Raw genomic sequence first — 23,813 nt, 5'->3', positions numbered from 1 at the left:
TCCCTCGCGCTGTTTAATCAGGCGAGGGACTTTGCAGAGGTTTTCAGGGCAGGGGAGTAGAGCTTATCCGGCGGTTACGTGGGAAGTTTCAGCAACCCTGTCGCGCAGCACCAGGCTGCACAGCGCCGGCAGGAACAGCAGCGTCAACACCGTGCCCACCAGCACCCCGCCGATCAGCACGTAGGCCAGGGATGACCAGAACACCGACAGCGTCAGCGGAATGAACGCCAGCGCCGCCGCCAGTGCGGTGAGGATCACTGGCCGCGCTCGGCGCACGGTGGCCTCGACGATGGCCTCGCGGATCGGCATGCCGTGGTCCTGGTTCTGGCGAATCTGGTCGGTGAAGATCAGCGTATTGCGCATCAGAATGCCGCCGATGCCGATCAGCCCGAGAATCGCATTGAACCCGAACGGCTGGTTGAACAGCAACAAGGTCGGCACCGCGCCAATCAGGCCCAGCGGCGCGGTGGCGAAGACCATCAACATCACGCCAAAGGAGCGCACCTGGAACATGATCACCGTGAGGGTCAGCAGGATCATGATCGGGAACAGCGCCGCCAGGGCGACGTTGGCCTTGGCGCTTTCTTCCACCGGGCCGCCGATGTCGATCCGGTAGCCGGTGGGCAGTTGGGCGATCAGCGGCTGCAGGTCTTTGTACACGGCCATTTCCACATCGGGTGGTTGTACGCCGTCGATGATGTCGGCGCGCACTTCCACGGTGGTGGCGCGGTTGCGGCGCTTGAGGATCGGTTCTTCCATCACTGCCTGGAAATGCCCGACCTGGGCCAGCGGCACCGACGTGCCGGCGCTGTTGGTCAGGGTCATGTTGTTGAGGTTGCCGAGGTCTTCGCGCTGGCTGCCCTGGGCGCGGGCCACCACGGACACAGTGCGGTTGCCTTCACGCACTTCGGTGATCGGGTTGCCGCTGAGCAGGGCGTTGAGCTGCGACTTGACCTCGTCGGGGGTGAAACCCAGCAGGCGCAGGCGATCCTGGTCGAGCACCAGGCGGTAACCGCTGGCGCGCTCGCCCCATTCGAGAAAGGCGTCGCGGGTCAGTTTGTTGCCGGCCACCACTTGGCGCACCTGCTCGGACAGCCCGCGCAGCGTGTCCAGGTCCGGCCCGGACACACGGAACACCACGGGGAATGGCACCGGCGGGCCGAACACCAGTTGCGTGACGCGCACCCGCGCCGCTGGAAACTCGCCGGCAGCGATGCGCTCGCGCATGCGCATTTTCAAGGCGTCGCGGGCGTGGGAATCCGGGGTTTGCACGATCAGCTTGGCGAACGCCGGGTCCGGCAGCTCAGGGTTCAACGACAGGAAAAAGCGCGGTGCGCCGCCACCTACATAGGTGTCGACCAGGCTCGTCTGCGGTTCCTGCAGCAGGGCTTTTTCCACCTGCGCCACCACCGCTTCGGTGCTTTTGAACGCGCTGCCGGGCGGCATGTACACCTCCAGAATCAGCTCGGAACGGTCGGAGTCGGGGAAGAACTGTTTCTTCACCACCGCCATCCCCAGGCCGCACAGCACAAACGCCGTCACCACCAGCCCGGTCACCAGCCAGCGCCCTCGCACACAGGCCTCCACCAGGCCGCGCAGTTTCTGGTAATAGCGCCCGGCGTAAATCGCATCATGCCCGCCGGGCACCGGCTTGATCTGCGGCAACAGCTTCACGCCCAGATACGGCGTGAACACCACCGCCACCAGCCAGGATGAAATCAAGGCAAAGCCTACGATCCAGAAGATATTCCCGGCGTACTCGCCGGCACCGGATCGCGCGAACCCCACGGGTAAAAAGCCGATGATCGTTACCAGCGTGCCGGTCAGCATGGGCGCCGCCGTGGAGCTCCAGGCATAGGTGGCCGCATGGATGCGGTCAAAGCCTTCTTCGAGTTTCACCACCATCATTTCGATGGCGATGATGGCGTCGTCCACCAACAGGCCCAGGGAAATGATCAGGGCGCCGAGGGTGACGCGGTCGAATTCACGGCCGGTGACGAGCATGATCACGAACACGATCGACAGCGTCAGCGGCACGGCCGCAGCCACCACCAACCCCACGCGAAAGCCCAGGGCCAACAGGCTGATCAGCATCACGACCGCCAGGGCGACGAAGAACTTGAGCATGAACTCGTTCACCGCCAGGCTGATGTTTTTTGCCTGGTCGGACACCTTGGCAAAATTTACCCCCAGGGGCAGGTCGGCCTGGATTCGGGCCTCCTGGGCCTGCAGGCTTTTGTCCAGTTCCAGGCCGTTCCAATGCTTCTGCATGATCACCCCGAGCATCAGCGCCGGGTCGCCCTGGTGGCGGATGCGGTAGCTGGGCGGGTCTTCATAGCCACGCCTGACGGTGGCCACATCGGCGATGCGCAGCACGCGGCCATTGGCTTGCACCGGCACGTTCTCGATCAGCGCCAGGCTGTCGAAGGCGCCATCGATACGGATGTAGGCGCGGGCGCCGGCGGTTTCGACGAAGCCCGAGGGCGCCACGGCGTTTTGCGCGGCGAGGGCGGCGAAGATCTGTTCGGGCTTGATGCCCAGGGTCGCCAGGCGCTCATAGGAGAACTCGACAAACACGCGCTGGGCCTGCTCGCCAAGGATATTGACCTTCTTCACCCCCGGCAGGTTGAGCAGGCCCTGGCGCAGCGCTTCGGCCATTTGCACCTGCTGGCGGTGGGGCAGGTGTTCCGCCTCCAGGGCGTACAGCGCAAAGTAGACGTCTGAATACTCATCGTTGAAAAACGGCCCGATCACGCCCTTGGGCAGTTTCGCGGCTTCGTCGCTGAGCTTTTTACGGGTCTGGTAGAACAGCTCCTGTATCTCGCTCGGGCGCGTGGATTCAAGAAAGGTCATGCGCATCGAGACGAAGCCCGGTTGGGCTATGGTCTCGACGCGGTCGTAATAGTCCAGTTCCTGCAGGCGCTTTTCCAGGCGGTCGGCAACTTGTTCCTGCATTTCTTCGGCAGTGGCGCCGGGCCAGGCGGCGGTGATGGTCATGACCTTGACGGTAAACGAGGGGTCTTCGGCGCGCCCCAGTTTGCCGAACGAGAAGATCCCGGCAGCAATAATCGCGATGATCAGGAACAGCGTGACGGCGCGGTGCTTGACCGCCAGTTCCGAAAGGTTGATTCCACGCATGCTCATTGGTCCTGTTTGCGGTTGAGGGCCAGCGCCTGGGCGGGCAGCAGGCGTACCTTGTCACCGCTGTGCAACAGGTGCACGCCGAGGGCGACGATGGTTTGGCCGGGCGTGACGCCGCTGTCGAGCAGGGCCTCTTCCTGGCCGAGACTGGCGACTTTCACCGGGGCGAAGCTGATCCGGTTGTCTTCACCGATCAGCCATACGCCGGTGCCTTGCCCCGCATCCTGCAACGCACCGATGGGCACGCGGGTTTGTTGGGCCTGGCCGTTGCCTTGCAGGCGCACGGTGATGGTGGAGCCGAGGGCGAAACGTTCGAGCGGGCCATGCAGCACATAGCGCGCGCGGTAGGTGCGGGTGGTGGGGTCGGCGCTGGCGGACAACTCGCGCAGGGTAGCGGTGACGGCCTGGTCCGGGGCGCCGAAGGGGAAGGCCAGGGCGTTTTGCGCGGCCTGGGCGCGCTGTTGTTCGGGCAGGTTGACGATGGCTTCGCGGGCACCGTCATGGGCCAGGCGCGCGACAATCTGCCCTTCGGCCACCACCTGGCCGCGATCGGCCAGGACGTCAGTGATGACGCCGTCGCCATCGGCCTTGAGCACGCTATAAGTACGCCGGTTTTCGATCTGGCTGGCATCCGATTGCGCCGCCGCCAGTTCCGCTTCGGCGACGCGCAGGTTGGTCGCCGACTGGTCGAAGATTTGCCGCGACACCGCGCCGGTACTGGCCAGGCGCTGGTAGCGGTTTTCGTCGTCGCGGCGCTGGCGCAGTTGCGCCTGGGCGGCGTTGACGCGGTTTTTTGCCGAGCGCAACGCCAGTTCGAAATCGCCGATATCCAGCACCAGCAGGGTGTCGCCCCGGGAGACGTGCTGGCCGGGATCGACCTTGCGTTCGATCACCTTGCCGCTGACCCGAAAGCCCAGGTTACTTTCGGTACGGGCGGCAACCACACCGGTGTACGCGCTTTGCTGGGTGCCGCCAGCCTCGACCTTGACGGCCAGTACCGGACGCGGCGGGGAGGTTTGAGCGGCACTATCGGCCTTGCTGTTGCAGCCACTGAGGACCATCAACAGAGCCAGGGGCGTTAAGAGGCGAAGCGGAAAGGGCGACATGACGGACTCCAGGGTGGCCATAGGGCAAAAAATTATGGACATAATTTTTCGCTCATATTATGGTCGAAATATAAATTAATCCAGCCCCCGGACATTCCCCATGGCAAACGCCCCGGCACCTTCGCGCCGCTTGTTGTTCTTACTGGTTGCGCTGACAGCGCTGGGTGAAGTCTCGACGCAATTGATCATCCCGGGCCTGGGCGCCATCGAGCAGGCGCTGGCGGCGCCGCCAGGCTCGGCGTTGATGGCACTGTCGGTATTTGTGGCCGCGTTCGGTCTGGGGCAGTTGCTGTTCGGGCCGCTGTCGGACCGTATCGGCCGCCGCCCGGTATTGATTGGTGGCCTCACGCTGTACGTGCTGGCGACGCTGTCGATGCTGCTGGTGACGGATATTCAGCAATTTATCGCCGCCCGCGTGCTGCAGGGCCTGGGGGCATGCGCCGCGTTGGTGCTGGCGCGCACGGTGGTACGCGATGTGTGGAAAACCGAGGCGGGCCCGGCCCTGGCGCTGACCATGATCGGCATGCTCTATGCCATTGTCATGGCGCCGATGGCGGGCGGCTTGCTGATCAAACTGTTCGGTTGGCACGCGCCCATCGTGCTCGCTGTGGTCATCGGCAGCGTCGTGTTGCTGCTGGCGGTGGCGTTCTTTCGCGAGAGCAACCCTCACCTCGATCCCAAGGCCGCACATTGGCGCACCCTCGGCGGGCAATACCTGGATTTGCTCAAGGGCCGCCAGTACCGCGCCTATGCTGTGGCGCTGGCTTGTACCTACGGCGCGATGTTTGCGGTGATTGCCGGTTCGTCGGCGGTATTCATCAACCTGCTGGGGTTGAGCAGCCTGGAGTACGGCATCAATTTTGGCCTGATCGTGTCGATGCTGATCGTCGGTTCCACCTATACCCGGCGCAACATTTTGCGCCTGGGACCGCAGCGGATTGTGACGATGGGCGTGACGCTGGTGGCGGCCGGTGGGGTGTTGGCTCTGGTGATTTATGTGCTGTTCGGGCTCTCGATGGCCGGCCTGGACCTACCCATCGCCCTGGCCACGCTCGGGGGCGGGCTGGTGCTGCCCGGTGCGGTCACGGGCGGGGTAATGCCCAACGCCCATCGCGCCGGGCTGGCGGCCGGGTTGATGGGGTTTGCGCAGATGTTCGGGGCCACCTGCAGCGGCGTGCTGTTGAGCCATTTACGTGATGGCAGCGCGACACCGATGATCGTCATTCAAGCCGTTTTTGCCGTCGCGGCCTTCGTCGCGTTCCACCTGTTGCGCCAGCGCACGCCGAAGGCATTGTCCTATACATAGAACGCTCAAAGCCGCGTTCGCCGGCTAGTGCTCAACGGTCGGGAGACTTATGGTGTATGCACTTTGGAGGTACACCATGAAAAAACTGATCGGTATCTACACCAGCCCCCGCGCCCATTGGGTCGGCGACGGCTTTCCGGTGCGCACCCTGTTTTCCTACGACACGATGGGCAAACACATCAGCCCCTTCCTGTTGCTGGACCACGCCGGCCCGGCCGATTTCACGCCTACCGAAACACGTCGCGGTGTCGGTCAGCACCCCCATCGCGGCTTTGAAACAGTGACCATCGTCTATGACGGCGAAGTCGAGCACCGCGACTCCACCGGTGCCGGCGGCAAAATCGGCCCGGGTGACGTGCAATGGATGACAGCCGCCAAAGGCATTCTCCATGAAGAATTTCATTCTGAAGCTTTCGCGCGCAAAGGCGGGCCGCTGGAGATGGTGCAACTGTGGGTCAACCTGCCCGCCAAGGACAAAATGGCCGACGCCGGTTACCAGACCATTGTCGATGGCGAGATTCCGGTGTTGGGGCTGCCGGGCGACGCGGGGCAACTGCGCTTGATCGCCGGTGAGTTCGCCGGCACTCAAGGGCCTGCGCGTACCTTCACACCGATTGACGTGTGGGACTTGCGCCTGAAGGCCGGTAAGGCCGTTACGCTGGACCTGCACGCCGGGCGTAACACCGCGCTTGTGATCCTGAGCGGAACGGTGTTGATCAATGGCGAGGAAGTCGCGCGCCAAGGGCAACTGGCACTGTTCGAGCGTGACGGTGACCGGCTCACCCTTGAGCCCAATGACGACGCCAAGGTGCTGTTGCTCAGCGGCGAGCCGATCGACGAACCCATCGTCGGCCACGGGCCGTTCGTGATGAACACCGAGCAGGAAATCCACCAGGCCTTTGCCGACTTCCAGTCGGGCAAGTTCGGGCGGATGCAGGCCTGACAGCCCGTGGGAGGGGGCTTGCCCTAATGCCAGTCAGTTAAGAAGTAGCAGGAGCGAGAGCTAACTTGTGGCGAGGGAGCTTGCTCCCGCTGGGGCGCGAAGCGGCCCCAAACAATGGGACTGCTGCGCAGTCCAGCGGGAGCAAGCTCCCTCGCCACAGGTTCGGTGTCGCCTTGACTGACTGGCATTAGGGCTCGCTCCCTCCCACATTTTTTCCAGCGCTATACCCGCCATCGTCATTTCATGCGATCTTCTCGGCATTCGCCCTGGAGTCGCCTGGATGCCCTCATTTATCGCTGTTCACCCGATGTTGTGCGCCGTGGCGCTGATCCTTATCGACATCGCTGTGTGGCGCCTTATCTCGCCCAACCTCGCCAACTGGAAGCTCGCGGCGCGGCTGGTGATCTTTGCGGTGTTCAGTGCGGTGTTGTTCAACGACGGCATGAACCCCATGCAAGCGGCGCCCTACGCCGATGACACCACCCTGCACCTGGCGGCCACCGCGTTGCAGATCGGCTGGTGGCTGTTCGCCGCGCGCACCCTCACGGTATTGCTCGGCGCGGTGATGATGCAGCGGGTCGGCCATACCGGGCGGTTGTTGCAGGACCTGATGGGCGCCGTGATTTTCCTGATCGCGATCATCGCCGCCATGGCTTACGTGCTTGATCTGCCGGTCAAAGGCGTGCTCGCCACCTCGGGCGCCGTGGCGATCATCGTCGGCCTGGCGCTGCAAAGCACCCTGAGCGACGTGTTTTCCGGGATCGTCCTCAACACCACCAAGCCTTACCAGATCGACGACTGGATCTCCATTGACGGCACCGAAGGCCGCGTCACCGATATCGACTGGCGCGCCACGCGCTTGCAGACGTCCCAGGGCAGCCTGGCGGTTATCCCCAATTCCCTGGCGGCCAAGGCCAAGATCATCAACTTCTCGCGCCCGGCGGATATGTTCGGCCTGGCGGTCAGCCTGCAAGTGAGCCCCCATGCGCGCCCGCAAACGGTGATCGAGGCCCTCGAGCGGGCGATGCAGGGCTGCCGGGCGCTGCTGGCCAAGCCGGCGCCCAGCGTGGCGTTCAAGGTGTCGAGCAGTGGCGGCGTGGAGTATGAAATCAGTGGCTTCGTGCCGGCCATGGGCCTCAAGCGCGAAGTGCGCAACCAGCTTTACGACCTGGCATTCCGGCACTTGCAGGCGGCGGGCGTGGGCCTGTTGTCTGCCACCGAAGGCAGCACGCCCGCCACGGTCTCCGGCGCGCGAGCCTTGCTTGAGCGTTCGTCGATCTTTTCCACGCTGCGCCAGGAGGAAAAAGACACCTTCAGCCAGAACATGACCCTGCACACCTACCGCGCCGGTGACATGATCCTGCCGGCGGGGGAGGTCAGCGACCATTTGTTCATCATTGAATCCGGCGTGGTTTCGGTGATGTTGCTCAAGGGTGGCCATAAGTTCGAAGCCGGGCGCATGGGACCGGGGGAGGTGATTGGCGAGTCCGGCATCCTGTCCGACCAGGCCACGCTGGCGGACTTCACCGCCAAGACTTATTGCACCCTGTACCGCATCGAAAACGAATACCTCAAGCCCTGCCTGGATGCACGGCATGACATCGGCGAAGCCATGAAGGCGCTGTTGGATTTCCGCGTGCATGCCGCCCAGGCGCTGACCGAGGACGCGCCGGTGGTGCCGGTGAAGAAGGGTTTCCTGCAGTGGTTGAAGAATCGTGGCCTGTAGATTGGTCACCTGTTCTTCGCCCGGATTGGCTATTTCTCCAGAACGCCCAGGTGACTAATCTGCTCACCAATCCCACCGTTCTGGAGTTCCACCATGCAAACCCGTACCGATTTCTACACCGCTTCCCCCGACGCCATGAAAGCCATGCTTGCCCTCGAGGCGGCGGTCGGCAAACTGTCCATCGAACTGCCGCTGCTGGAACTGGTGCGCCTGCGCGTCTCGCAGATCAACGGCTGCGCATTCTGCCTCGACATGCACACTGCCGACGCACGCAAGGGCGGCGAAACCGAGCGCCGCCTGTACACCCTGTCGGCCTGGCGTGAAACGCCGTTCTTTACCCCGCGTGAACGCGCCGCCCTGGCCTGGGCCGAAAGCCTGACCCTGCTCAGCGAGACCCACGCCCCGGACGCAGACTTCAACGCACTGGCCGCTGAGTTCAGCCCGCAGGAACAGGTTGACCTGAGCGTGGCGGTCGCCACCATCAACAGCTGGAATCGCCTGGCCGTTGGCTTTCGCAAGATGCCCAAGTAACCCTTAGAAATTCACCGAGGCACTCAGGCGCGCCGTCAGCGGCGCGCCCTGGAACAGGTAGTCATCGCCCATGTATTCGCCCGCGTCGCGCCAGTAGCGCTTGTCGAACAGGTTGTCGACGCTCAGGCGAAACACCGTTTCATAGCCATCGACCCGGGTGGTATAGCGGCTGCCGATATTGACCACCGCATAATCGCCCACTTGCACAGTGCCGTTGCGGTTGGCGTACTTTTTGGCGCTGTATTGCACACCGCCGAGCACCGCCAAGCCATTGACCCAAGGCAGCGCATAGTCGGCATACACACTGGCGCGCAGTTTGGGCACGTTGATCGCCTGGTGCTCTTCGTATTCCGGCGTACCGCTGCCGTTCACCCGCGCCCGGATCGCCGCGACGCTGGTGGAAACCTGCAGGCGCTCGGTGGCCCAGCCGTTGGCCGACACTTCGATCCCGGTGTTTTTCTGCTCGCCTTGTTGCACGTAGGTGAACTCGCCGTCTTCGGGCTTCGCGTACTGATAGGCCTGGCGTGTCTGGAACACAGCGGCGGCGAAGCTGATGCGGCGCCAGTCGTATTTCACCCCGGCTTCGATCTGCCGTGAGGTGGTAGGCGCCAGGGTTTCATCGGCGTTATTCGCAAACCAGGGCGCGGTGCCGCCCAGGGACAGCCCTTTGCTATAGCTGGTGTACAGCGAGACGTTTTCAATCGGTTTGTAGATCAACGAAGCCTGCGGCAGGAACACATACTGTTGGGTGTGGCGGGCCTGGTTGCCGGTGACGCCGTCGAAGGCTGTTTCGTCCAGGCGTACTTCGCGGCCGCCGAGGATGGTTTGCCATTGCTCGTTGAAGCGAATGCGGTCGGTGACGAACAGGCCGTATTGGCGGCTGTCGAGGTTGCGGTGGCTGTCGTTCAACGGTTTGTCAGTCGGCGGGAAGCTCGGCGCATCTGCGTCGATATTGGCGGTGCCAATGAGCTCATTGACCGACTTGCGCTTGTCGATCACCCGGCGAAACGCGCTGGTGCCGAAGGTCAGCTCATGGCCTATGCCTGCGGTGTCGAACAGGCCGGTCATGGCGGCCTGGACTTCGTCGTCACGCCGCGTGTCGTCAGGGCTGCGGTAGTCGTAGACGTCGTAATTGCCTTCGGGGCTGAAGTAGTTCGGCACGCTTGCCGAGCTGCAGCTGGCCGAGCCGTAGCAGCCCCACGCAAATGAGCTGTAATCGTCAATCACCACCTTGCTGCGCGCCGCGCTGATGTTGCCTTTCCACTGATCGCTGAAACGGTATTCGAATTTGCCGTTGAGGTTCAGTGAGTCGATGCCCACTTGTCTGGAACCGGTCTGGTGGCCAAGCAGCTTTTTCGGCGAGGCGTCGTGGGGTACCTCGGTACCGCCGAGCAATTGATAACCCGGCACCGAACGCTGCTGTTTGTTCTGGTATTCGGCATCCAGTTGCAGCACGGCATCCGGGCTGATATTCCAGTCGAAGGCCAGGGACACAAAATCGCGCTGGCCGTTGGCATGCTCCACGTACGAATTCAGATCCTCGTGGGCGACGTTGGCGCGCAGGCCGAACTGCTGTTCACTGCCGAACCAGCCGCCGACATCGGTGGCCACATAACCGCTGCCGCGATCATCGCTGGACACCGTCACCGAACGCACGTCCTCGGGGCGCTTGGTCACGTAGTTGATCACCCCGCTGGGCTCGGAAATCCCGCTTTGCAACCCGGCCAGGCCCTTGAGCACTTCCACCTGTTGCTTGTTTTCCAGGGCGACGTTCTGCTCGCCGGTGATGGTGCGCCCATTGATCTTGTAGCTGCTGGCCGCATTCAGCGAGAAGCCGCGCACCACGAAGTTTTCGTAATAGCCGATCGGCGCGTAGCTGTCGCCCACCGAGGCGTCATTGCGCAGCACCTCACTGAGCAGGCGGGCCTGCTGGTCCTTGATCAGCGCGGCGTTGATCACGCTGATCGAGGCGGGCGTATCGAGCAGGGGCGCCTCATCGAAGCCACCGACCGCGGCGGTTTGCGTGCGATAGCCGGCCTCATCCTGGCCCTGGATCTGCACCGCCGGCAGTTCAACCTGCGCCGCCAGGCTGTGACCGATGCCTCCACTGAACAACAGGCCAAGGGCGAAACGTGAAGTGACGACGGGACGAAAACGCAAAACCATGGGGCAAGGCCTTAAAGCGCTGGGCGGGGGGGCGCATAAGCTAGGGGGAAGTGCGGGAATTTACAAGATGCCAGTATGGACTCGGTCAAACTGTGGGAGGGGGCTTGCTCCCGATTGCGGTATATCAGCCATAGATGAGCTGACTGACCCACCGCTATCGGGAGCAAGCCCCCTCCCACAGTTTGGATTGCGTCAGCCTTGGGGTTCGGTCAGCACTTTGCGAAACGTCTCCACCAGCGGCCGCAGGTTGATCCGGTGCCAGGCCGCCCACAGCGGGGTGGTGTAGCTAAGCCAAGGCAGTTCGCGCAACACCACGCCCGGCGGTGCGTTGCGGCTCAGGCCTTTTTGGACCATGGCTACGCCCAGTCCGGAGGCCACCAGGCCCAAGGCGGTGAAGGGCTCGCTGGCTTCCATGGGGATCTGTGGGGTGAAACCGGCACGGATGCACGCGGCGACAAAGTCGTCAGCCGGGCTGGCGCCGGGTTTGCGCTGTACGCCGATCCATTGTTGGTCGGCCAGGTGCTCGGGCAACAGCTCGTGTTGCTGCGTCAGCGGGTGATGTTCGGGCAAGGCCAGCAGCATGGGTTCATCGAGCACCTGGCGGGCAGTCAGGTCCGGGTCGTCGGCCACTGGTGGTTCGCCCACCAGGGCAATGTCCAGGCTGCGCTGGCGCAGGCCTTCCAACTGTTCAAGGGAGGGCAGGTTATACAGCTTGATATGCACGTTAGGCCGGTCATCGCGCAGCACGCGCAAGGCAGTGGGCAATACCCCGGCGTGCATGGCGTTCTCGATATAGCCGATGCACAAACCGCCTTCTTCCCCCCGGCCCAGGCGCTTGCCCAGGGACTCCAGCCGGTTGGCGTGGGTCAGCAGCGCCTTGGTTTCGGCGAGGAAGGTCTCGCCGTCGCGGGTCAGGCGGATGCGTTGCTGGCTGCGTTCGAACAGCGTCAGGCCCAGGCGCTCTTCAAGCTGGGCGATCTGCCGGCTCAACGGTGACTGGGAGATGTGCAGGCGCTCGGCGGCGCGGCCGACGTGTTGTTCTTCGGCGACCACTTCGAAGTAGCGCAGTTGGCGTAGATCAATCATGTAAGACCTATCGGGACTCAAGTAGGTCGTAGTATGTCTTGGACGGTCCGATCCAGGCAATCTAGGATCTGCTCAACGGTCATCGCGACCCTGAACCGATTGAGGAACCACCATGAGCTTGAAAGACAAACTGCCCGGCGTCCTGGGCTTTGGCACCGCACCGCTGGGCAATATGTTCCGCGCGATTCCTGAAGAAGAAGCCCAGGCCACCGTCGAGGCCGCCTGGAATCACGGCGTGCGTTATTTCGATACCGCGCCGTTCTACGGTTCGGGGTTATCGGAAATCCGCTTGGGCCAGGCCTTGTCCCATTACAACCGCGACGACTATGTGCTCAGCACCAAGGTCGGCCGGGTGATTCTCGACGAGGTCGAAGACAGCGCCCGTGACCTGGGCGAGAAAAGCGGCGTGTTCGAGCACGGCCGTTCGAACAAAATGCTCAATGACTACAGCGCCGACGCCACCTTGCGCTCGATCGAAGACAGCCTTGAGCGCCTGCGCACCGACCGCCTGGACATCGTGTGGATTCACGACATTGCCCAGGATTTCTACGGCGATCAGTGGCTGGAGTACTTCAACCAGGCCCGTACCGGCGCGTTCAAGGTGCTGACGCGCTTGCGCGAAGAAGGCGTAATCAAGGCCTGGGGCCTGGGTGTGAACCGCGTCGAACCGTGCGAGCTGACGCTGGAACTGGCCGAAGCCCAACCCGACGGCTTTCTGCTGGCTGGTCGCTACACCCTGCTCGACCACGACCGAGCCTTGCAGCGCCTGATGGACGCGGCCCTCGCACAGCACGTTGAGATCGTGGTCGGTGGCCCCTACAGCTCCGGCATCCTTGCCGGCGGTGCGCACTTTGAATACCAGCAGGCCAGCCCGGCGATCATCGGCAAAGTCGAGCAGATCAAGGCGATTGCCCAAGCGTTTGGCGTCAGCGTCAAGGCCGCTGCGCTACAGTTTTCCCTGGCTCACCCGGCCGTGGCCGCGGTGATTCCCGGTGCCAGTCGTCCGGGGCGTATTGCCGAAGACGTGGCGGCGTTGTCTGAGCAGATTCCAGCAGCCTTCTGGCAGGCGTTGCGCGATGCGCAGTTGATCTCGCTTCGCGCGCCTCTGCCGCTTTAACTTCAGGAGTTCAACCATGAAAATCGATGTGAGCGGCAAAGTAGCCATCGTCAGCGGCAGCACGGCCGGGATCGGCCTGGGCATCAGCCAGGCCCTGGCGCAATCCGGTGCCACCGTGGTGGTGATCGGGCGTGACAGCGGCAAAGTCGACGCTGCACTGGCGAGCATCCGCCAGGCGGTGCCAGGCGCCGATCTGCGCGGGTGCGTGGCCGACCTGGGCACGGTCGAAGGCGCCGAGACACTGTTCGCCGCCGAACCCCGCGCCGATATCCTGGTCAACAACCTGGGCATCTTCAATGATGTGGATTTCTTCGAGGCACCGGACAGTGAATGGACGCGCTTCTATGAAGTCAACGTGATCTCCGGCGTGCGCCTGGCGCGGCATTACGTACCCGGCATGGTCGAGCAGGGCTGGGGGCGGGTGATCTTTGTGTCGTCTGAATCCGGCGTGGCGACCCCGGCAGACATGATCAATTATGGCGTGACCAAAAGCGCCAATCTGGCAGTGTCCCATGGTTTGGCCAAGCGCCTGGCAGGTACCGGTGTGACGGTCAACGCGATCCTGCCGGGGCCGACGTTCACCGATGGCCTCGAGCACATGCTCAAGGACGCCACGCAACAATCCGGGCGCACCGCGCGGGACGAGGCCGATGTGTTCGTACGCAACGCGCGGCCGACTTCGATCATCCAGCGCGCGGCGAATGTGGATGAAGTGGCCAACCTGGTGGCGTACATTGCTTCACCGCTGTCGTCTGCCACTACCGGCGCCGCATTGCGGGTCGACGGTGGTGTTGTCGACAGCATGGCGATCTGATTTTTTAACGGTCTGGAGTATTTATCGTGGCAACAGCGTCTTCTGTGATTGAAATCCCTGCGTCGGCTGACCAGGTCTGGAAACTCATCGGTGGCTTCAACAGCCTGCCTGACTGGCTGCCCTTCATCGCCAAGAGCGAGCCGAGCGACGGTGGCCGCGTGCGTCACCTGCACACCGCCGATGGCGGCCAGATTGTTGAGCGGTTGCAGACCTTCGACAACGTGGCGCGCACCTACAGCTACACCATTGAGCAGTCGCCGTTTCCGGTGAGCGCATACTTGGCGACCGTGCAGGTTGAAGCGCTGACCGAATCGTCTGCCAAAGTAACCTGGTCCGGCGTGTTCACGCCGGCCGAGGGCACCACGGATGCAGCGGCGGAGACGTTGTTTGCCGGCGTGTACAACGATGGCCTGGAGGCGTTGCGCGCCAACTTCCCCGGCTGACGCCAACCCTCTGTCAGGGCTCGTTCCCACGCTCCCGCGTGGGAATGCCTCCTGGGACGCTCCGCGTCCCCTTGCGCAGGTGACGCAGAGCGTCACGGGCTGCATGCCCACGCGGAGCGTGGGGACGATCAAGCAGTGCGCGGGCCGACGCGATGGCCTGTGCGGGTGTGAGCCGCGCCGTATCGAGCAGGAACGGCGGCTCATCCCAGGCTTCGTATTCATGTGCCAGCACCGACTGCCAAGTCGGCGGCAGCAACCCTGGAATATCGCTTTCACGGCTCTCGACCCTGCGCCGATGCTCCTGCTGATCAGAACAAATTACCTGGATATCGACCAGCTCAACGCCCGCCGCCCGCGCTACGCCTCGCCAAGCCTCGCGGCTCTCCCTCACCGGGTTCACACAGTCAGCGATCACTCGTTGCCCCAGCCGCACATTACTCAGTGCCAACGCATTCGCCACGCCATAACCGCTGGCACCCACATCGCCCGCCAACCCGCCAGCCTCCCGCAACGATTGCTCGATCACGTCGATGCGCAGGTAAACCGCACCCATCTGCCGGGCCAGCTCCCGGGCAATCGTGGTCTTGCCGGTGCCGGGCAGGCCGCTGAATACGATAAGCATGGTCCATCTCCTCGCTGCTACGGGGTGTTAGAGTGGGGCTGTTTCGTTCGACTACAGGACCGTTCATGACCTTGCCCTTCGTGAAAATGCACGCCCACGGCGACGACTTCATCATCATCGACCGCCGTGGCCAGGATAACCCTATCACGGCGCAGATCGCCCGACGCCTGGGCGACCGGCACACCGGCATCGGTTTCAATCAACTCGCGGTCATGTTCGACTGTGACGACGCCGCCGCCCGCATTCAGTTCTGGAACTGCGACGGCACGCCGCTGCAAACCTGTGGCAGCGCCACACGAGGCGTGGCCGACCGCTTGATGCATGAGGCCGGCACCCATGCCGTGGTGCTGCGTACCGACCGTGGGTTACTCACCTGCGTACGCGTGGACGGGCAGCGGGTGTCGGTGGACATGGGCGAACCTTCGTTGGCGTGGGAGGCGGTGCCGCTGGCGCGGGCGATGGACACCCGCGTGCTGCCCATCGACGGTGAGCCGGCCGCCTGCGGCATGGGCAATCCGCACTGTACGTTCTTCGTGGAGGACATCGCTGCGGTGGATGTCGAAGCGGTGGGCCCGGTTCTGGAATATCACCCGCTGTTCCCGGCCAGGACCAATGTGCATTTCGTGCAGGTGCTCGAGCGTAACCGTATCCGCCTGCGAATCTGGGAGCGTGGCGGCGGCGTACCGCTGGGTTCCGGGTCATGTTGCTGCGCGGCGGTGGTCAATGGCGTTCGACGCGGGCTGCTGGATGACAAAGTGGAGGTCGAATGCGATGGCGGAACCCTGACGGTGCAATGGGACGGGCAGGGCGGGGTGGTATTGACGGGCAGCGTCGAGCCGATCATGCAGGGTGCGGCGTACCTGCCTGGAACGTCACGCTGAACGTGGTGCCGCGCGTCGCGCAGGAGTTCACCGCCACATCGCCGCCATGCACCCTGGCCAGTTCGCACGTTAGAGAGTCGCTGGCCCTGGGTCGCGTTTGCGCGTAGATAAGGTAAAGTCGGCGCCTTCAGGAAGAAACTTCAGGTAACAATACATGATGCTGATGCTGCGGCAATCCGTCTTGAGTTTGCTGGCCCTGGTGTTTGCCAGTCTGTGGAGCACCGCCCAGGCCGACACGTTGCCCATCGGCGTTGCGCTGGATAAGCGGGTCATAGACCTGACAAACACCCTCGACGCGGGCAGCGTCTTGCGCCTCAAGCAGCAACTGGCTGACCTTGAGCAGCGCAAAGGCGCGCAGCTCGCGGTATTGCTGGTGCCCAGCACCGGCGACACCGGCATCGAAGACTACGCCAACCAACTGTTCCGCGCCTGGAAGCTGGGGCGCAAGGACGTCGACGACGGCATCCTGCTGGTGGTGGCCAAGGAGGACCGCACCGTGCGCATTGAAGTGGGCTATGGCCTGGAAGGTACGGTCACCGACCTGCTGGCCCATCGCATCATCGAAGAGCGCATCACCCCGGCATTTCGCCAGGGCGACTTTGCCGGCGGCGTTCAACAGGGTGTGGACGCCCTGACCGTGCTGGTGGACGGCGGCGACCTGCCCAAAGTGGCCGGGCCTGGGATCAATCCACAAATCATCGCGGTACTGGCGGCGTTTGTCCTGGGCGGCCTCATTGGGGCGCTGCTCGCCGCCGGCAAGGTGCATTGGCGCAAGGCCTTGATCGTCGCCGTGGCGGCCACGTTATTGCTGGCGCTGCTGGGCGGTGGTCGGGAATGGCCGATGTTTCTGTTTGTAATACCGCTGACCCTGTTGATTGGCGGCGCCACCTTCGGCGCGTTGTGGCAGCTACGGCCGCTGTTTTACGGCGTGGTCGGGCTGCTGGTCTACAGCGCCGCGTTGGGGGTGGCGGATCGGTATGTGAACGTCAGTTTTATCCATTGGCTGGCGTGGCCGCTGGCTGTGTTGGTGGTGTTGGGGTTGTATCTGCTGCTGTTGATGATCATGAGGCACACCTGGAGGACCAGCCGCACAGGCTTTGTCGTGCGGCTGCTGGCGGCAGTCGCCGTCTATGGGGTGGCCGGGTGGATGCTGGATGACGGTCGCGACGGTTGGCTGCTGGCGTTTCCTATCGCTTCGTTCGTGGCGCTGATTATTTTCGGCAAGGTCGGCGAGGGCTCGGGATCGGGGTCTGGCGGTGGGTCGGGTTCGAGTTCCAGCGGTTCAAGCTCCAGTTCCAGCAGCAGCTCGTCCGGTGGTGGGGGTTCCAGTGGCGGCGGTGGGGCGTCGGGGAGTTGGTAGCGCGCCGCTGAGGTGGCTGCCAGGTCTGCCTGATGTATGAAGGTCCAATGTGGGAGGGGGCTTGCTCCCGATAGCGGTAGGTCATTCACTCCACCAGTGACTGATCCACCGCTATCGGGAGCAAGCCCCCTCCCACAGTTTTGATCGAGTTCGACATACGGGCCTTAGTCAGGGGCGCAACCGAGCGTTTGTATCAGACCCCCGCCGCCAACTTGCCCCCCTCCATCCGGCGCTTATACGCACTGTCCCGGCTCGCCAACCAGAAGTACAACGGCGATGTCACCACCAACCCCACCACCCAGGACAGATCCGCGCCGTTGATGTGTTCGGAAATCGGCCCGACGTACAGCGGCGTATTCATGAACGGAATCTGCACCGCGATCCCCACCGCATACGCCAGCAGCGCTTGTGGGTTGTACTTGCCGTAGATCCCGCCATCCACGCGAAAGATCGAGGCGATGTCATATTGGCCTTTGTGGATCGCGTAGAAGTCGATCAGGTTGATCGCCGTCCACGGCACCAGGACCACCAGCAGCACCAGCACCATGTCGACGAAGTGGCCGATGAAGTCCTTGGAGGCGAATACCGCCGCAATCGCGCAGGCGGCCAGCACCACCACCGAGATCACCGCGCGGCTTTTCGCCGTAGGGATCCAGCGGTAGGCGAAGGTCTGCACCAGGGTGATGATCGACAACACCGCGCCGTACAGGTTGAGGGCGTTGTGGCTGATCACGCTGAGCAGGAACAGCACCAGCATCAGCGGGCCGATGGCGCCGGTGGCGAGCTTGACGGCGTCCATGGTGTCCATGCCCACGGGGGTGGCGAGCACGGCGACGGCGCCGAAGATGAAGGCCAGGCTCGAACCCAGCGCGGAGCCCAGGTAGGTGGTCCAGAAGGTGGACGCGACGGGCACATCGGCCGGCAGGTAGCGGGAATAATCCGAAACGTACGGCGCAAAGGCGATCTGCCACAGCGCGGCGAGGGAAACGGTGGCCAGCCAACCGGAAATGTTGAAGCTGCCGCGGGTCAGGAAATCAGTGGTCTGCACATGGGTGAAGATGTAGCCGAAGCCCAGCACGATGCCGGCGCCGAGTACCCAGGTGCCGATGCGGTTGAGCACATGAATGAAGCGATAGCCGATGATGCCGATGATGCCCGAACCAATGGCGCCGATCACGATGCCGACGGGCACCGGCACCGCATCGACCACGCCATGCAAGGATTTGCCGGCCAGCACGATGTTGGAGGCGAAGAAGCCGATATACATCACGCCGGCAATCACCACCACCAGCAACGCGCCGAGGGAGCCGAACTGGGCACGGCTCTGGATCATTTGCGGAATGCCCATTTGCGGGCCCTGGGCCGAGTGCAGTGCCATCAACACACCGCCGACCAGATGGCCGACCAGGATGGCGACGATGCCCCATACCAGGTTGAGGTGGAACAACTGCACCCCCAATGCGCCGGTGACGATCGGCAGCGGCGCGATGTTGCCGCCGAACCACAGGGTGAACAGGTCTCTTACCTTTCCATGGCGATCTTCCGGGGGCACGTATCCAATCGTGTGTTTTTCGATAAGCGGGGCGGAGGATGTTGCAGTGGTAACCATGACGAGCTCCAAGGCAAGGTGAGTACGTGGACGTACTTCGCTGTGCGCAGCAACGGCGGCGCTTTGTTGTTGGAGTGATCATCTGCAATGGGCACGGGGAGGTAAATTAGTAAGTTTGTTGCTATAGACCTTAAAAAAAGTATCTCGCGGCGGTTTTTGCTCCGGTATGTTGCATGGGCTTGAATCGATGAAATAAGCCGGTTTTTCTTGCACGTTTTTGGGGCGAAAACCCCCGTTTTCGGAGGCCCCGATGGCTGCCTACAACCTGCGCCAACTCAGATATTTCGTCACCACCGCCGAATGCGGCAGCGTCGCCGAGGCGTCGCGCAAGCTGTATATCGCCCAGCCGTCGGTGTCCACCGCCATCAAGCAGCTGGAAGACAGTTTTGGTGTGCAGTTGTTTATCCGCCATCACGCCCAGGGTGTGTCGCTGACCCCCAGCGGCGCGCGGTTCTATCGCAAGGCGCTGGAGCTGCTGCGGGTGGCCCATGAGTTCGAACAGAACGCCTTGGCCGACAATGATGTGGTGGCCGGGCAGATCGATATCGGCTGCTTTGAAACCGTGGCGCCGTTGTACCTGCCGCGCCTGATCGCCGGGTTCAAGACACGCTGGCCGGGGGTGGAAATCCGCCTGCGTGACGGTGAGCAACAGGAGTTGGTGCAGGCGCTGACGGCGGGCACCATCGATGTGGCGATGCTGTTCGAGCACGACCTGGGCGGCGCCATCGAAACCACGCCCTTGATGCCGCCGCAGCAGCCATACGCGTTGTTGCCGGCCGATCACCGTTTTGCACGGCAGGCCAAGGTGTCGTTGGTCGACCTGGTGCTGGAGCCGATGATTCTGCTGGACGTGCTGCCGAGCCGGACTTACTTCGTGAGCATCTTTGATGAGCGTGGGTTGACGCCGAATATCGTGTTCAGCTCGCCGTCGATCGAGATGGTGCGGGGCATGGTGGGGCGCGGGTTCGGGTTTTCGATCCTGGTGACCAAGCCGTTCAGCGAGTACACCTATGATGGGCAGAAGGTGGTGTGTATCCCGCTGGCGGAAACCGTCACTGGCTCGGGGTTGTCGGCGGTGTGGCTCAAGCGCGCGCCGCTGACCAAACCGGTGCAGTTGTTCGTCGATTACTGTCGCGAAGAACTCGCCCGATTGCTCGGATAAACACAGAGCCCAATGTGGGAGGGGGCTTGCCCTAATGCCAGTCAGTTAAGCGTACACCGCCCTCTGTAGGAGCGAGCTTGCTCGCGAAAAATGTCAACGATAACGCGTGCTTCCTGAATAAACGCGGTGCCTGTGAGTTTTTCGCGAGCAAGCTCGCTCCTACAAAAAGCCTTAACTTAGGGCTTGCCCCTCCCACATTTGATTTGTGGTGTATTCACATGCGTAGCGAGTCCAGCATCCGCTTCAGCATTGCGTCGCAGCCGCTGAGCTGCTCCACGCTCACAAACTCATCCGGCTTGTGCCCCTGGTCCATGCTGCCTGGCCCGCACACCACGGTGGGAATACCCGCTGCATCAAACAGCCCACCCTCAGTGCCAAATGCCACGGTGCCAAACTCACTGGAGCCGCAAAACGCCGCAATCAATTGCGCGGCATGGCTGTGCTCATCGGTGACCAAGCCCGGGTAGGCGGACAACTCGGTGAACCGGATCGAACTCTGCGTGCTCACGGCCTGCATGCGCGGCAGTACCTGCTGCATGGCGTAGGTGTGCAGTTCGTGCGCCACTTCACCGGGATCCGTCGAGGGCAGGGCGCGTACTTCGAAATCAAACCGGCAGTCGGCGGGCACGATATTCAGGGCCTTGCCGCCGCTGATCACGCCGGTTTGCACGGTGCTGAACGGCGGATCGAAGCGAGGGTCCTGGTGCTCACGCAAGCGTTGGCCAATGCGCCCCAGTTCGCCGATCAACTCGGCGGCATGCTCGATCGCATTCACGCCGGACGGTGCATACGCCGAGTGGCACGCCTCGCCCTGCACATCGCAGCGCATCGCCAGCTTGCCCTTGTGGCCGAGCACCGGTTTGAGCTCGGTCGGTTCGCCAATAATGCACAGCATCGGCTTCACCGGACGTTGCGCCAACACGTCGAGCAGCGAGCGTACCCCGAGGCAGCCGACTTCTTCGTCGTAAGACAGGGCGATGTGTACCGGCAGGCGCAACCGCGCCTCGACCAACTCCGGCACCAGCGCCAGCACGCAGGCGATGTAGCCTTTCATGTCGGCGGTGCCACGCCCGTACAGCTTGCCGTCACGCTCGGTCAGTTGAAACGGCGGCAGCGTCCAGGGCTGTCCATCCACCGGCACCACATCGGTATGCCCCGACAACACGATGCCGGGCAATTCCACCGGGCCGACGCTGGCAAACAGGTTAGCCTTGCTGCGCGACGCGTTGTAGATCAGCTCGCTGGCCACGCCGAACCCCTCCAGGTAGTCGCGCACGAACTCGATCAACTGCAGGTTGGACTCGCGGCTGGTGGTATCGAACCCCACCAGCGTCTGCAACAACTCGCGGCTGCGGCTCATCGCTCGTCTCCGGCCACGCCATAGCCTGGGGAGCGATCAGGGGCAAGGGCGCGGTCGATGTAGTCCTGCATTTGCGGACGGTAGGCGTCCCACAGTGTTTGCAATTGACCGATGGGGGCTTCATCGGCCCAGTCCACGCGCAGGTTGATGATCGGCCAGGTCAGCTCACCCACCACCACCAGCGCGGCGGAATGCACCGGGCCGGCTTCGCCACCGGCGCCGATGGCGGCATGCATTGCCGCGAGCAAGCGGTCCGCCAACTGGCCTTCGCCGTGTTCGAAGGCGCTGACCATTGCCTCGATCACCCCTCGGTCGGCGAGCATATTCCCCGCCGCCACGCATTGCTCGCCCGACACGGCGTTGTGGGTGCCGAGGGTTTCGCTGCCGCTGAAATGCACGCTGCGGCCCAGGTGATCAATTGCGGTCAGCTGGCGGTATTGGCTGTAGCCGTTGCGCGTCAGGGCTGTGTCGACGGCATCCGCCGGCGTGAGGCCTTGCTCCAGGCAGTCGAGCACTTGCGGGCCAAGGGCCGGTAGCGTGATGTTCTGGGTGGCGACCGCACCTACACCCGGCCGCAGCCATGGGCAACGCGCGCCCACGGCGATGCTCGAGGAACTGATGGCGATGCCCAGCTGGCCGGTCTCCGCGCAGCGACCCACGATTGAAAAGGTCATGGCTAGTCTCCTTACTCTGGAATAACCGCGATCACATCGATTTCCATCAGCCACTGCGGCTGGCCCAGCGCTGAAACCACCAGCCCGGTGGAGATCGGGAACACGCCCTTGAGCCACTTGCCGACTTCTTGATACACCGGTTCGCGGTAGCGCGGGTCGATCAGGTAGGTGGTGGTCTTGACGATATGCGACAGATCGGAGCCCGCTTCCTCAAGCAGTTGCTTGACGTTGCGCATGGCTTGTTCGGCCTGGGCACGCGGGTCGCCCAGGCCGATCAGGTTGCCGTCGAAATCGGTGCCCACCTGGCCGCGCACATACACGGTATTACCGGCACGTACGGCTTGGCACAGGTCGTTGTCCAGGCTTTGGTTGGGGTAGGTTTCTTTGGTGTTGAACATGCGGATGCGAGTATGAGTAGGCATCAAAAAAACTCCGGCAAAGGGATCAGGCGCTGACAGGGGAGGGGCGAGCCACTGGGGCGGCTTCGCGGTACTCAAGGTATTGACGCTGAATGGCGATATGGTCGGCCACGTACTTGGCGTCGTGCCACACGCCCCAGATAAACGACGAGCCACGGCGCGACTGCCACGGCAGCCCCAGGAAATAAATCCCGGCTTCGCTGGCTACGCCGCGCTGGTGCCGGGGCTTGCCGGCTGCGTCGAATGCGTCGACCTTGAGCCAGCTGTAGTCCACGGCAAACCCGGTGGCCCAGATGATCGAAGTGATGCCGGCCTGGGCAAGGTCAAGTTCCAGGATCGGATGCTTGATGCAGTCGGCATCCGGGAATACGCGGCGGGCTTCAGGCTCAAGCGGCAAGTCGAGGCCGTTGCGCTCGATGTAGGCATCGGCCGCATCCAGCAGGGCCAGGTAGTTCTCATCGCCACGGGCCAGATTCTCTACCAGGTTCGGTTGGAACGTGGCGACGTTGCCGTTAAACGCTTGGGTGAGACCGACCAGGGTCATGCCTTGCTGGGCCAGTTCCCGAAAGTCGATGGTCTTGCCGCCGTGGGCGCCGCTCACCGCGATGGTCACATGCTCGCGGCCGGGTTTCATCGCGGCCTGGTCCCACTCGCCCAGCACTCCCAGCCACCAGCAGAAATCCCGGTTGCGATAAGCCCGAGGCGGCCGGTCATGGGCGCCGACCGACAGGTACACCTGACGACCGGAACGTTGCAGTTCATCGGCGATTTGTACGCCGGAAGAGCCCGCACCTACCACCAGCACGGCGCCCGCCGGCAGTTGCGCCGGGTTGCGATAATCGGCGGAATGCAGCTGATGCAGCGCGGTATCTATCGGTGCAATCGCCGGAATCACCGACTTCTGAAACGGCCCGGTGGCGGCCACCACGCGGTTGGCTTCGATCACGCCTTGGCTGGTGTGTACGGTAAAGCCTGGACGGCCTTCATTGCGCACCACCGACGTCACCTCCACGCCCGTACGAATCGGCGCATTGAACTTGCGCGCATAGGCTTCAAAGTAGTCCGCCACGCGCTCCTTCGGCGCAAAGCCATCGGGGGCCACATCATCGAATTCCAGGCCGGGAAAACGGTCATGCCAGGCCGGCCCGTTGGCTACCAGTGAATCCCAGCGCCCGGTGCGCCAACGCTCGGCGATACGACTGCGCTCCAGCACCATGTGCGGCACGCCGTGCTTGCTCAAATGCTCGCTCATGGCCACGCCGGCCTGGCCGGCGCCGACCACCAGGGTGTCGGTTTTTGTTATTGCTTGAGTCATGTGTCTGTCCTTGCGTCATGCAGTTGGATTCA

At 63.1% G+C, this 23,813-nt stretch carries 20 protein-coding genes; 10 read left to right on the top strand and 10 right to left on the bottom strand.

All coding sequences use genetic code 11. The features are described 5' to 3' along the window. Positions 1 to 63: 63 nt before the first annotated feature. Both C4J85_RS15990 and C4J85_RS15985 read right to left on the bottom strand, forming a co-directional pair. Positions 64 to 3,138, bottom strand: coding sequence for an efflux RND transporter permease subunit (locus tag C4J85_RS15990; protein WP_124410186.1), 3,075 nt, complete (start codon positions 3,136 to 3,138; stop codon positions 64 to 66). A gap of 2 nt (positions 3,139 to 3,140) precedes the next feature. Then, positions 3,141 to 4,247: an efflux RND transporter periplasmic adaptor subunit gene (locus C4J85_RS15985; RefSeq protein WP_124410185.1), complete on the bottom strand. Its 1,107-nt coding sequence runs from the start codon at positions 4,245 to 4,247 to the stop codon at positions 3,141 to 3,143. Positions 4,248 to 4,347: 100 nt separating this feature from the next. Between C4J85_RS15985 and C4J85_RS15980 the strand changes: the two genes are divergently transcribed. From C4J85_RS15980 to C4J85_RS15965, 4 genes are all read left to right on the top strand, one after another. Next, positions 4,348 to 5,553, top strand: coding sequence for a multidrug effflux MFS transporter (locus C4J85_RS15980; RefSeq protein WP_124410184.1), 1,206 nt, complete (start codon positions 4,348 to 4,350; stop codon positions 5,551 to 5,553). 76 nt (positions 5,554 to 5,629) lie between these two features. After that, positions 5,630 to 6,496: a pirin family protein gene (locus C4J85_RS15975; protein ID WP_124410183.1), complete on the top strand. Its 867-nt coding sequence runs from the start codon at positions 5,630 to 5,632 to the stop codon at positions 6,494 to 6,496. Positions 6,497 to 6,776: 280 nt separating this feature from the next. After that, the gene (locus C4J85_RS15970; protein ID WP_124410182.1) at positions 6,777 to 8,222 is read left to right on the top strand and encodes a mechanosensitive ion channel family protein; all 1,446 of its coding nucleotides are present in this window, start codon (positions 6,777 to 6,779) and stop codon (positions 8,220 to 8,222) included. Positions 8,223 to 8,315: 93 nt separating this feature from the next. Next, the gene (locus C4J85_RS15965) at positions 8,316 to 8,753 is read left to right on the top strand and encodes a carboxymuconolactone decarboxylase family protein (RefSeq protein ID WP_124410181.1); all 438 of its coding nucleotides are present in this window, start codon (positions 8,316 to 8,318) and stop codon (positions 8,751 to 8,753) included. A 3-nt stretch (positions 8,754 to 8,756) separates the two neighbouring features. On the opposite strand, the gene C4J85_RS15960 is transcribed toward C4J85_RS15965, so the two are convergent. Further along, positions 8,757 to 10,919, bottom strand: coding sequence for a TonB-dependent siderophore receptor (locus C4J85_RS15960; RefSeq protein ID WP_124410180.1), 2,163 nt, complete (start codon positions 10,917 to 10,919; stop codon positions 8,757 to 8,759). Positions 10,920 to 11,111: 192 nt separating this feature from the next. After that, positions 11,112 to 12,005: a LysR substrate-binding domain-containing protein gene (locus tag C4J85_RS15955; protein WP_124410179.1), complete on the bottom strand. Its 894-nt coding sequence runs from the start codon at positions 12,003 to 12,005 to the stop codon at positions 11,112 to 11,114. Between the two features lie 112 nt (positions 12,006 to 12,117). Between C4J85_RS15955 and C4J85_RS15950 the strand changes: the two genes are divergently transcribed. Genes C4J85_RS15950 through C4J85_RS15940 form a run of 3 tightly spaced genes read left to right on the top strand, consistent with a single transcriptional unit; the run spans position 12,118 to position 14,379 of the window. After that, positions 12,118 to 13,122 (top strand): aldo/keto reductase, encoded by a 1,005-nt coding sequence (locus tag C4J85_RS15950; protein ID WP_124410178.1) that lies wholly within the window; start codon positions 12,118 to 12,120, stop codon positions 13,120 to 13,122. A gap of 16 nt (positions 13,123 to 13,138) precedes the next feature. Continuing rightward, positions 13,139 to 13,936 (top strand): SDR family NAD(P)-dependent oxidoreductase, encoded by a 798-nt coding sequence (locus C4J85_RS15945; protein WP_124367338.1) that lies wholly within the window; start codon positions 13,139 to 13,141, stop codon positions 13,934 to 13,936. 26 nt (positions 13,937 to 13,962) lie between these two features. Beyond that, positions 13,963 to 14,379 (top strand): SRPBCC family protein, encoded by a 417-nt coding sequence (locus tag C4J85_RS15940; RefSeq protein ID WP_124371000.1) that lies wholly within the window; start codon positions 13,963 to 13,965, stop codon positions 14,377 to 14,379. Positions 14,380 to 14,392: 13 nt separating this feature from the next. Here the strand turns inward: C4J85_RS15940 and C4J85_RS15935 are convergent, their stop codons facing one another. Further along, entirely contained in the window at positions 14,393 to 15,001 is a 609-nt protein-coding gene (locus C4J85_RS15935) for an AAA family ATPase (protein WP_124410177.1), read from the bottom strand. Positions 15,002 to 15,066: 65 nt separating this feature from the next. Here C4J85_RS15935 and dapF point away from each other — a divergent pair, with 65 nt between their 5' ends. Then, positions 15,067 to 15,882: a diaminopimelate epimerase gene (dapF, locus tag C4J85_RS15930; protein ID WP_124410176.1), complete on the top strand. Its 816-nt coding sequence runs from the start codon at positions 15,067 to 15,069 to the stop codon at positions 15,880 to 15,882. Positions 15,883 to 16,036: 154 nt separating this feature from the next. Beyond that, positions 16,037 to 17,242: a YgcG family protein gene (locus C4J85_RS15920; RefSeq protein WP_124410175.1), complete on the top strand. Its 1,206-nt coding sequence runs from the start codon at positions 16,037 to 16,039 to the stop codon at positions 17,240 to 17,242. Positions 17,243 to 17,435: 193 nt separating this feature from the next. Here the strand turns inward: C4J85_RS15920 and C4J85_RS15915 are convergent, their stop codons facing one another. Next, complete coding sequence (locus C4J85_RS15915) at positions 17,436 to 18,851, bottom strand: cytosine permease (protein WP_124363198.1); 1,416 nt, start codon at positions 18,849 to 18,851, stop codon at positions 17,436 to 17,438. Between the two features lie 250 nt (positions 18,852 to 19,101). Between C4J85_RS15915 and C4J85_RS15910 the strand changes: the two genes are divergently transcribed. Continuing rightward, positions 19,102 to 20,013: a LysR substrate-binding domain-containing protein gene (locus C4J85_RS15910; RefSeq protein WP_124363197.1), complete on the top strand. Its 912-nt coding sequence runs from the start codon at positions 19,102 to 19,104 to the stop codon at positions 20,011 to 20,013. Positions 20,014 to 20,227: 214 nt separating this feature from the next. On the opposite strand, the gene argE is transcribed toward C4J85_RS15910, so the two are convergent. From argE to C4J85_RS15890, 4 genes are read right to left on the bottom strand one after another with little or no spacing between them, the layout of a single operon-like run. Continuing rightward, positions 20,228 to 21,373, bottom strand: a complete 1,146-nt coding sequence (argE, locus tag C4J85_RS15905; RefSeq protein WP_124410174.1) for an acetylornithine deacetylase — start codon at positions 21,371 to 21,373, stop codon at positions 20,228 to 20,230. After that, positions 21,370 to 22,047, bottom strand: coding sequence for a DUF1028 domain-containing protein (locus C4J85_RS15900; RefSeq protein ID WP_124410173.1), 678 nt, complete (start codon positions 22,045 to 22,047; stop codon positions 21,370 to 21,372). The genes argE and C4J85_RS15900 overlap by 4 nt, the downstream gene beginning before the upstream one ends. Before the next feature lie 11 nt (positions 22,048 to 22,058). After that, entirely contained in the window at positions 22,059 to 22,469 is a 411-nt protein-coding gene (locus C4J85_RS15895; protein WP_063030874.1) for a RidA family protein, read from the bottom strand. Between the two features lie 22 nt (positions 22,470 to 22,491). Further along, entirely contained in the window at positions 22,492 to 23,781 is a 1,290-nt protein-coding gene (locus C4J85_RS15890) for an NAD(P)/FAD-dependent oxidoreductase (protein WP_124410172.1), read from the bottom strand. Positions 23,782 to 23,813 lie beyond the last annotated feature (32 nt).

Source organism: Pseudomonas sp. R4-34-07 (assembly GCF_003852375.1).
GTDB lineage: Bacteria > Pseudomonadota > Gammaproteobacteria > Pseudomonadales > Pseudomonadaceae > Aquipseudomonas.
This window is presented reverse-complemented; position numbering and strand designations above follow the sequence as displayed.

Excerpts from the sequence above, each read along its gene's own strand:
- C4J85_RS15990 (WP_124410186.1), bottom strand. The coding sequence starts at position 3,138 with ATGCGTGGAATCAACCTTTCGGAACTGGCGGTCAAGCACCGCGCCGTC.
- C4J85_RS15985 (WP_124410185.1), bottom strand. The coding sequence starts at position 4,247 with ATGTCGCCCTTTCCGCTTCGCCTCTTAACGCCCCTGGCTCTGTTGATG.
- C4J85_RS15980 (WP_124410184.1), top strand. The coding sequence starts at position 4,348 with ATGGCAAACGCCCCGGCACCTTCGCGCCGCTTGTTGTTCTTACTGGTT.
- C4J85_RS15975 (WP_124410183.1), top strand. The coding sequence starts at position 5,630 with ATGAAAAAACTGATCGGTATCTACACCAGCCCCCGCGCCCATTGGGTC.
- C4J85_RS15970 (WP_124410182.1), top strand. The coding sequence starts at position 6,777 with ATGCCCTCATTTATCGCTGTTCACCCGATGTTGTGCGCCGTGGCGCTG.
- C4J85_RS15965 (WP_124410181.1), top strand. The coding sequence starts at position 8,316 with ATGCAAACCCGTACCGATTTCTACACCGCTTCCCCCGACGCCATGAAA.
- C4J85_RS15960 (WP_124410180.1), bottom strand. The coding sequence starts at position 10,919 with ATGGTTTTGCGTTTTCGTCCCGTCGTCACTTCACGTTTCGCCCTTGGC.
- C4J85_RS15955 (WP_124410179.1), bottom strand. The coding sequence starts at position 12,005 with ATGATTGATCTACGCCAACTGCGCTACTTCGAAGTGGTCGCCGAAGAA.
- C4J85_RS15950 (WP_124410178.1), top strand. The coding sequence starts at position 12,118 with ATGAGCTTGAAAGACAAACTGCCCGGCGTCCTGGGCTTTGGCACCGCA.
- C4J85_RS15945 (WP_124367338.1), top strand. The coding sequence starts at position 13,139 with ATGAAAATCGATGTGAGCGGCAAAGTAGCCATCGTCAGCGGCAGCACG.
- C4J85_RS15935 (WP_124410177.1), bottom strand. The coding sequence starts at position 15,001 with ATGCTTATCGTATTCAGCGGCCTGCCCGGCACCGGCAAGACCACGATT.
- dapF (WP_124410176.1), top strand. The coding sequence starts at position 15,067 with ATGACCTTGCCCTTCGTGAAAATGCACGCCCACGGCGACGACTTCATC.
- C4J85_RS15920 (WP_124410175.1), top strand. The coding sequence starts at position 16,037 with ATGATGCTGATGCTGCGGCAATCCGTCTTGAGTTTGCTGGCCCTGGTG.
- C4J85_RS15915 (WP_124363198.1), bottom strand. The coding sequence starts at position 18,851 with ATGGTTACCACTGCAACATCCTCCGCCCCGCTTATCGAAAAACACACG.
- C4J85_RS15910 (WP_124363197.1), top strand. The coding sequence starts at position 19,102 with ATGGCTGCCTACAACCTGCGCCAACTCAGATATTTCGTCACCACCGCC.
- argE (WP_124410174.1), bottom strand. The coding sequence starts at position 21,373 with ATGAGCCGCAGCCGCGAGTTGTTGCAGACGCTGGTGGGGTTCGATACC.
- C4J85_RS15900 (WP_124410173.1), bottom strand. The coding sequence starts at position 22,047 with ATGACCTTTTCAATCGTGGGTCGCTGCGCGGAGACCGGCCAGCTGGGC.
- C4J85_RS15895 (WP_063030874.1), bottom strand. The coding sequence starts at position 22,469 with ATGCCTACTCATACTCGCATCCGCATGTTCAACACCAAAGAAACCTAC.
- C4J85_RS15890 (WP_124410172.1), bottom strand. The coding sequence starts at position 23,781 with ATGACTCAAGCAATAACAAAAACCGACACCCTGGTGGTCGGCGCCGGC.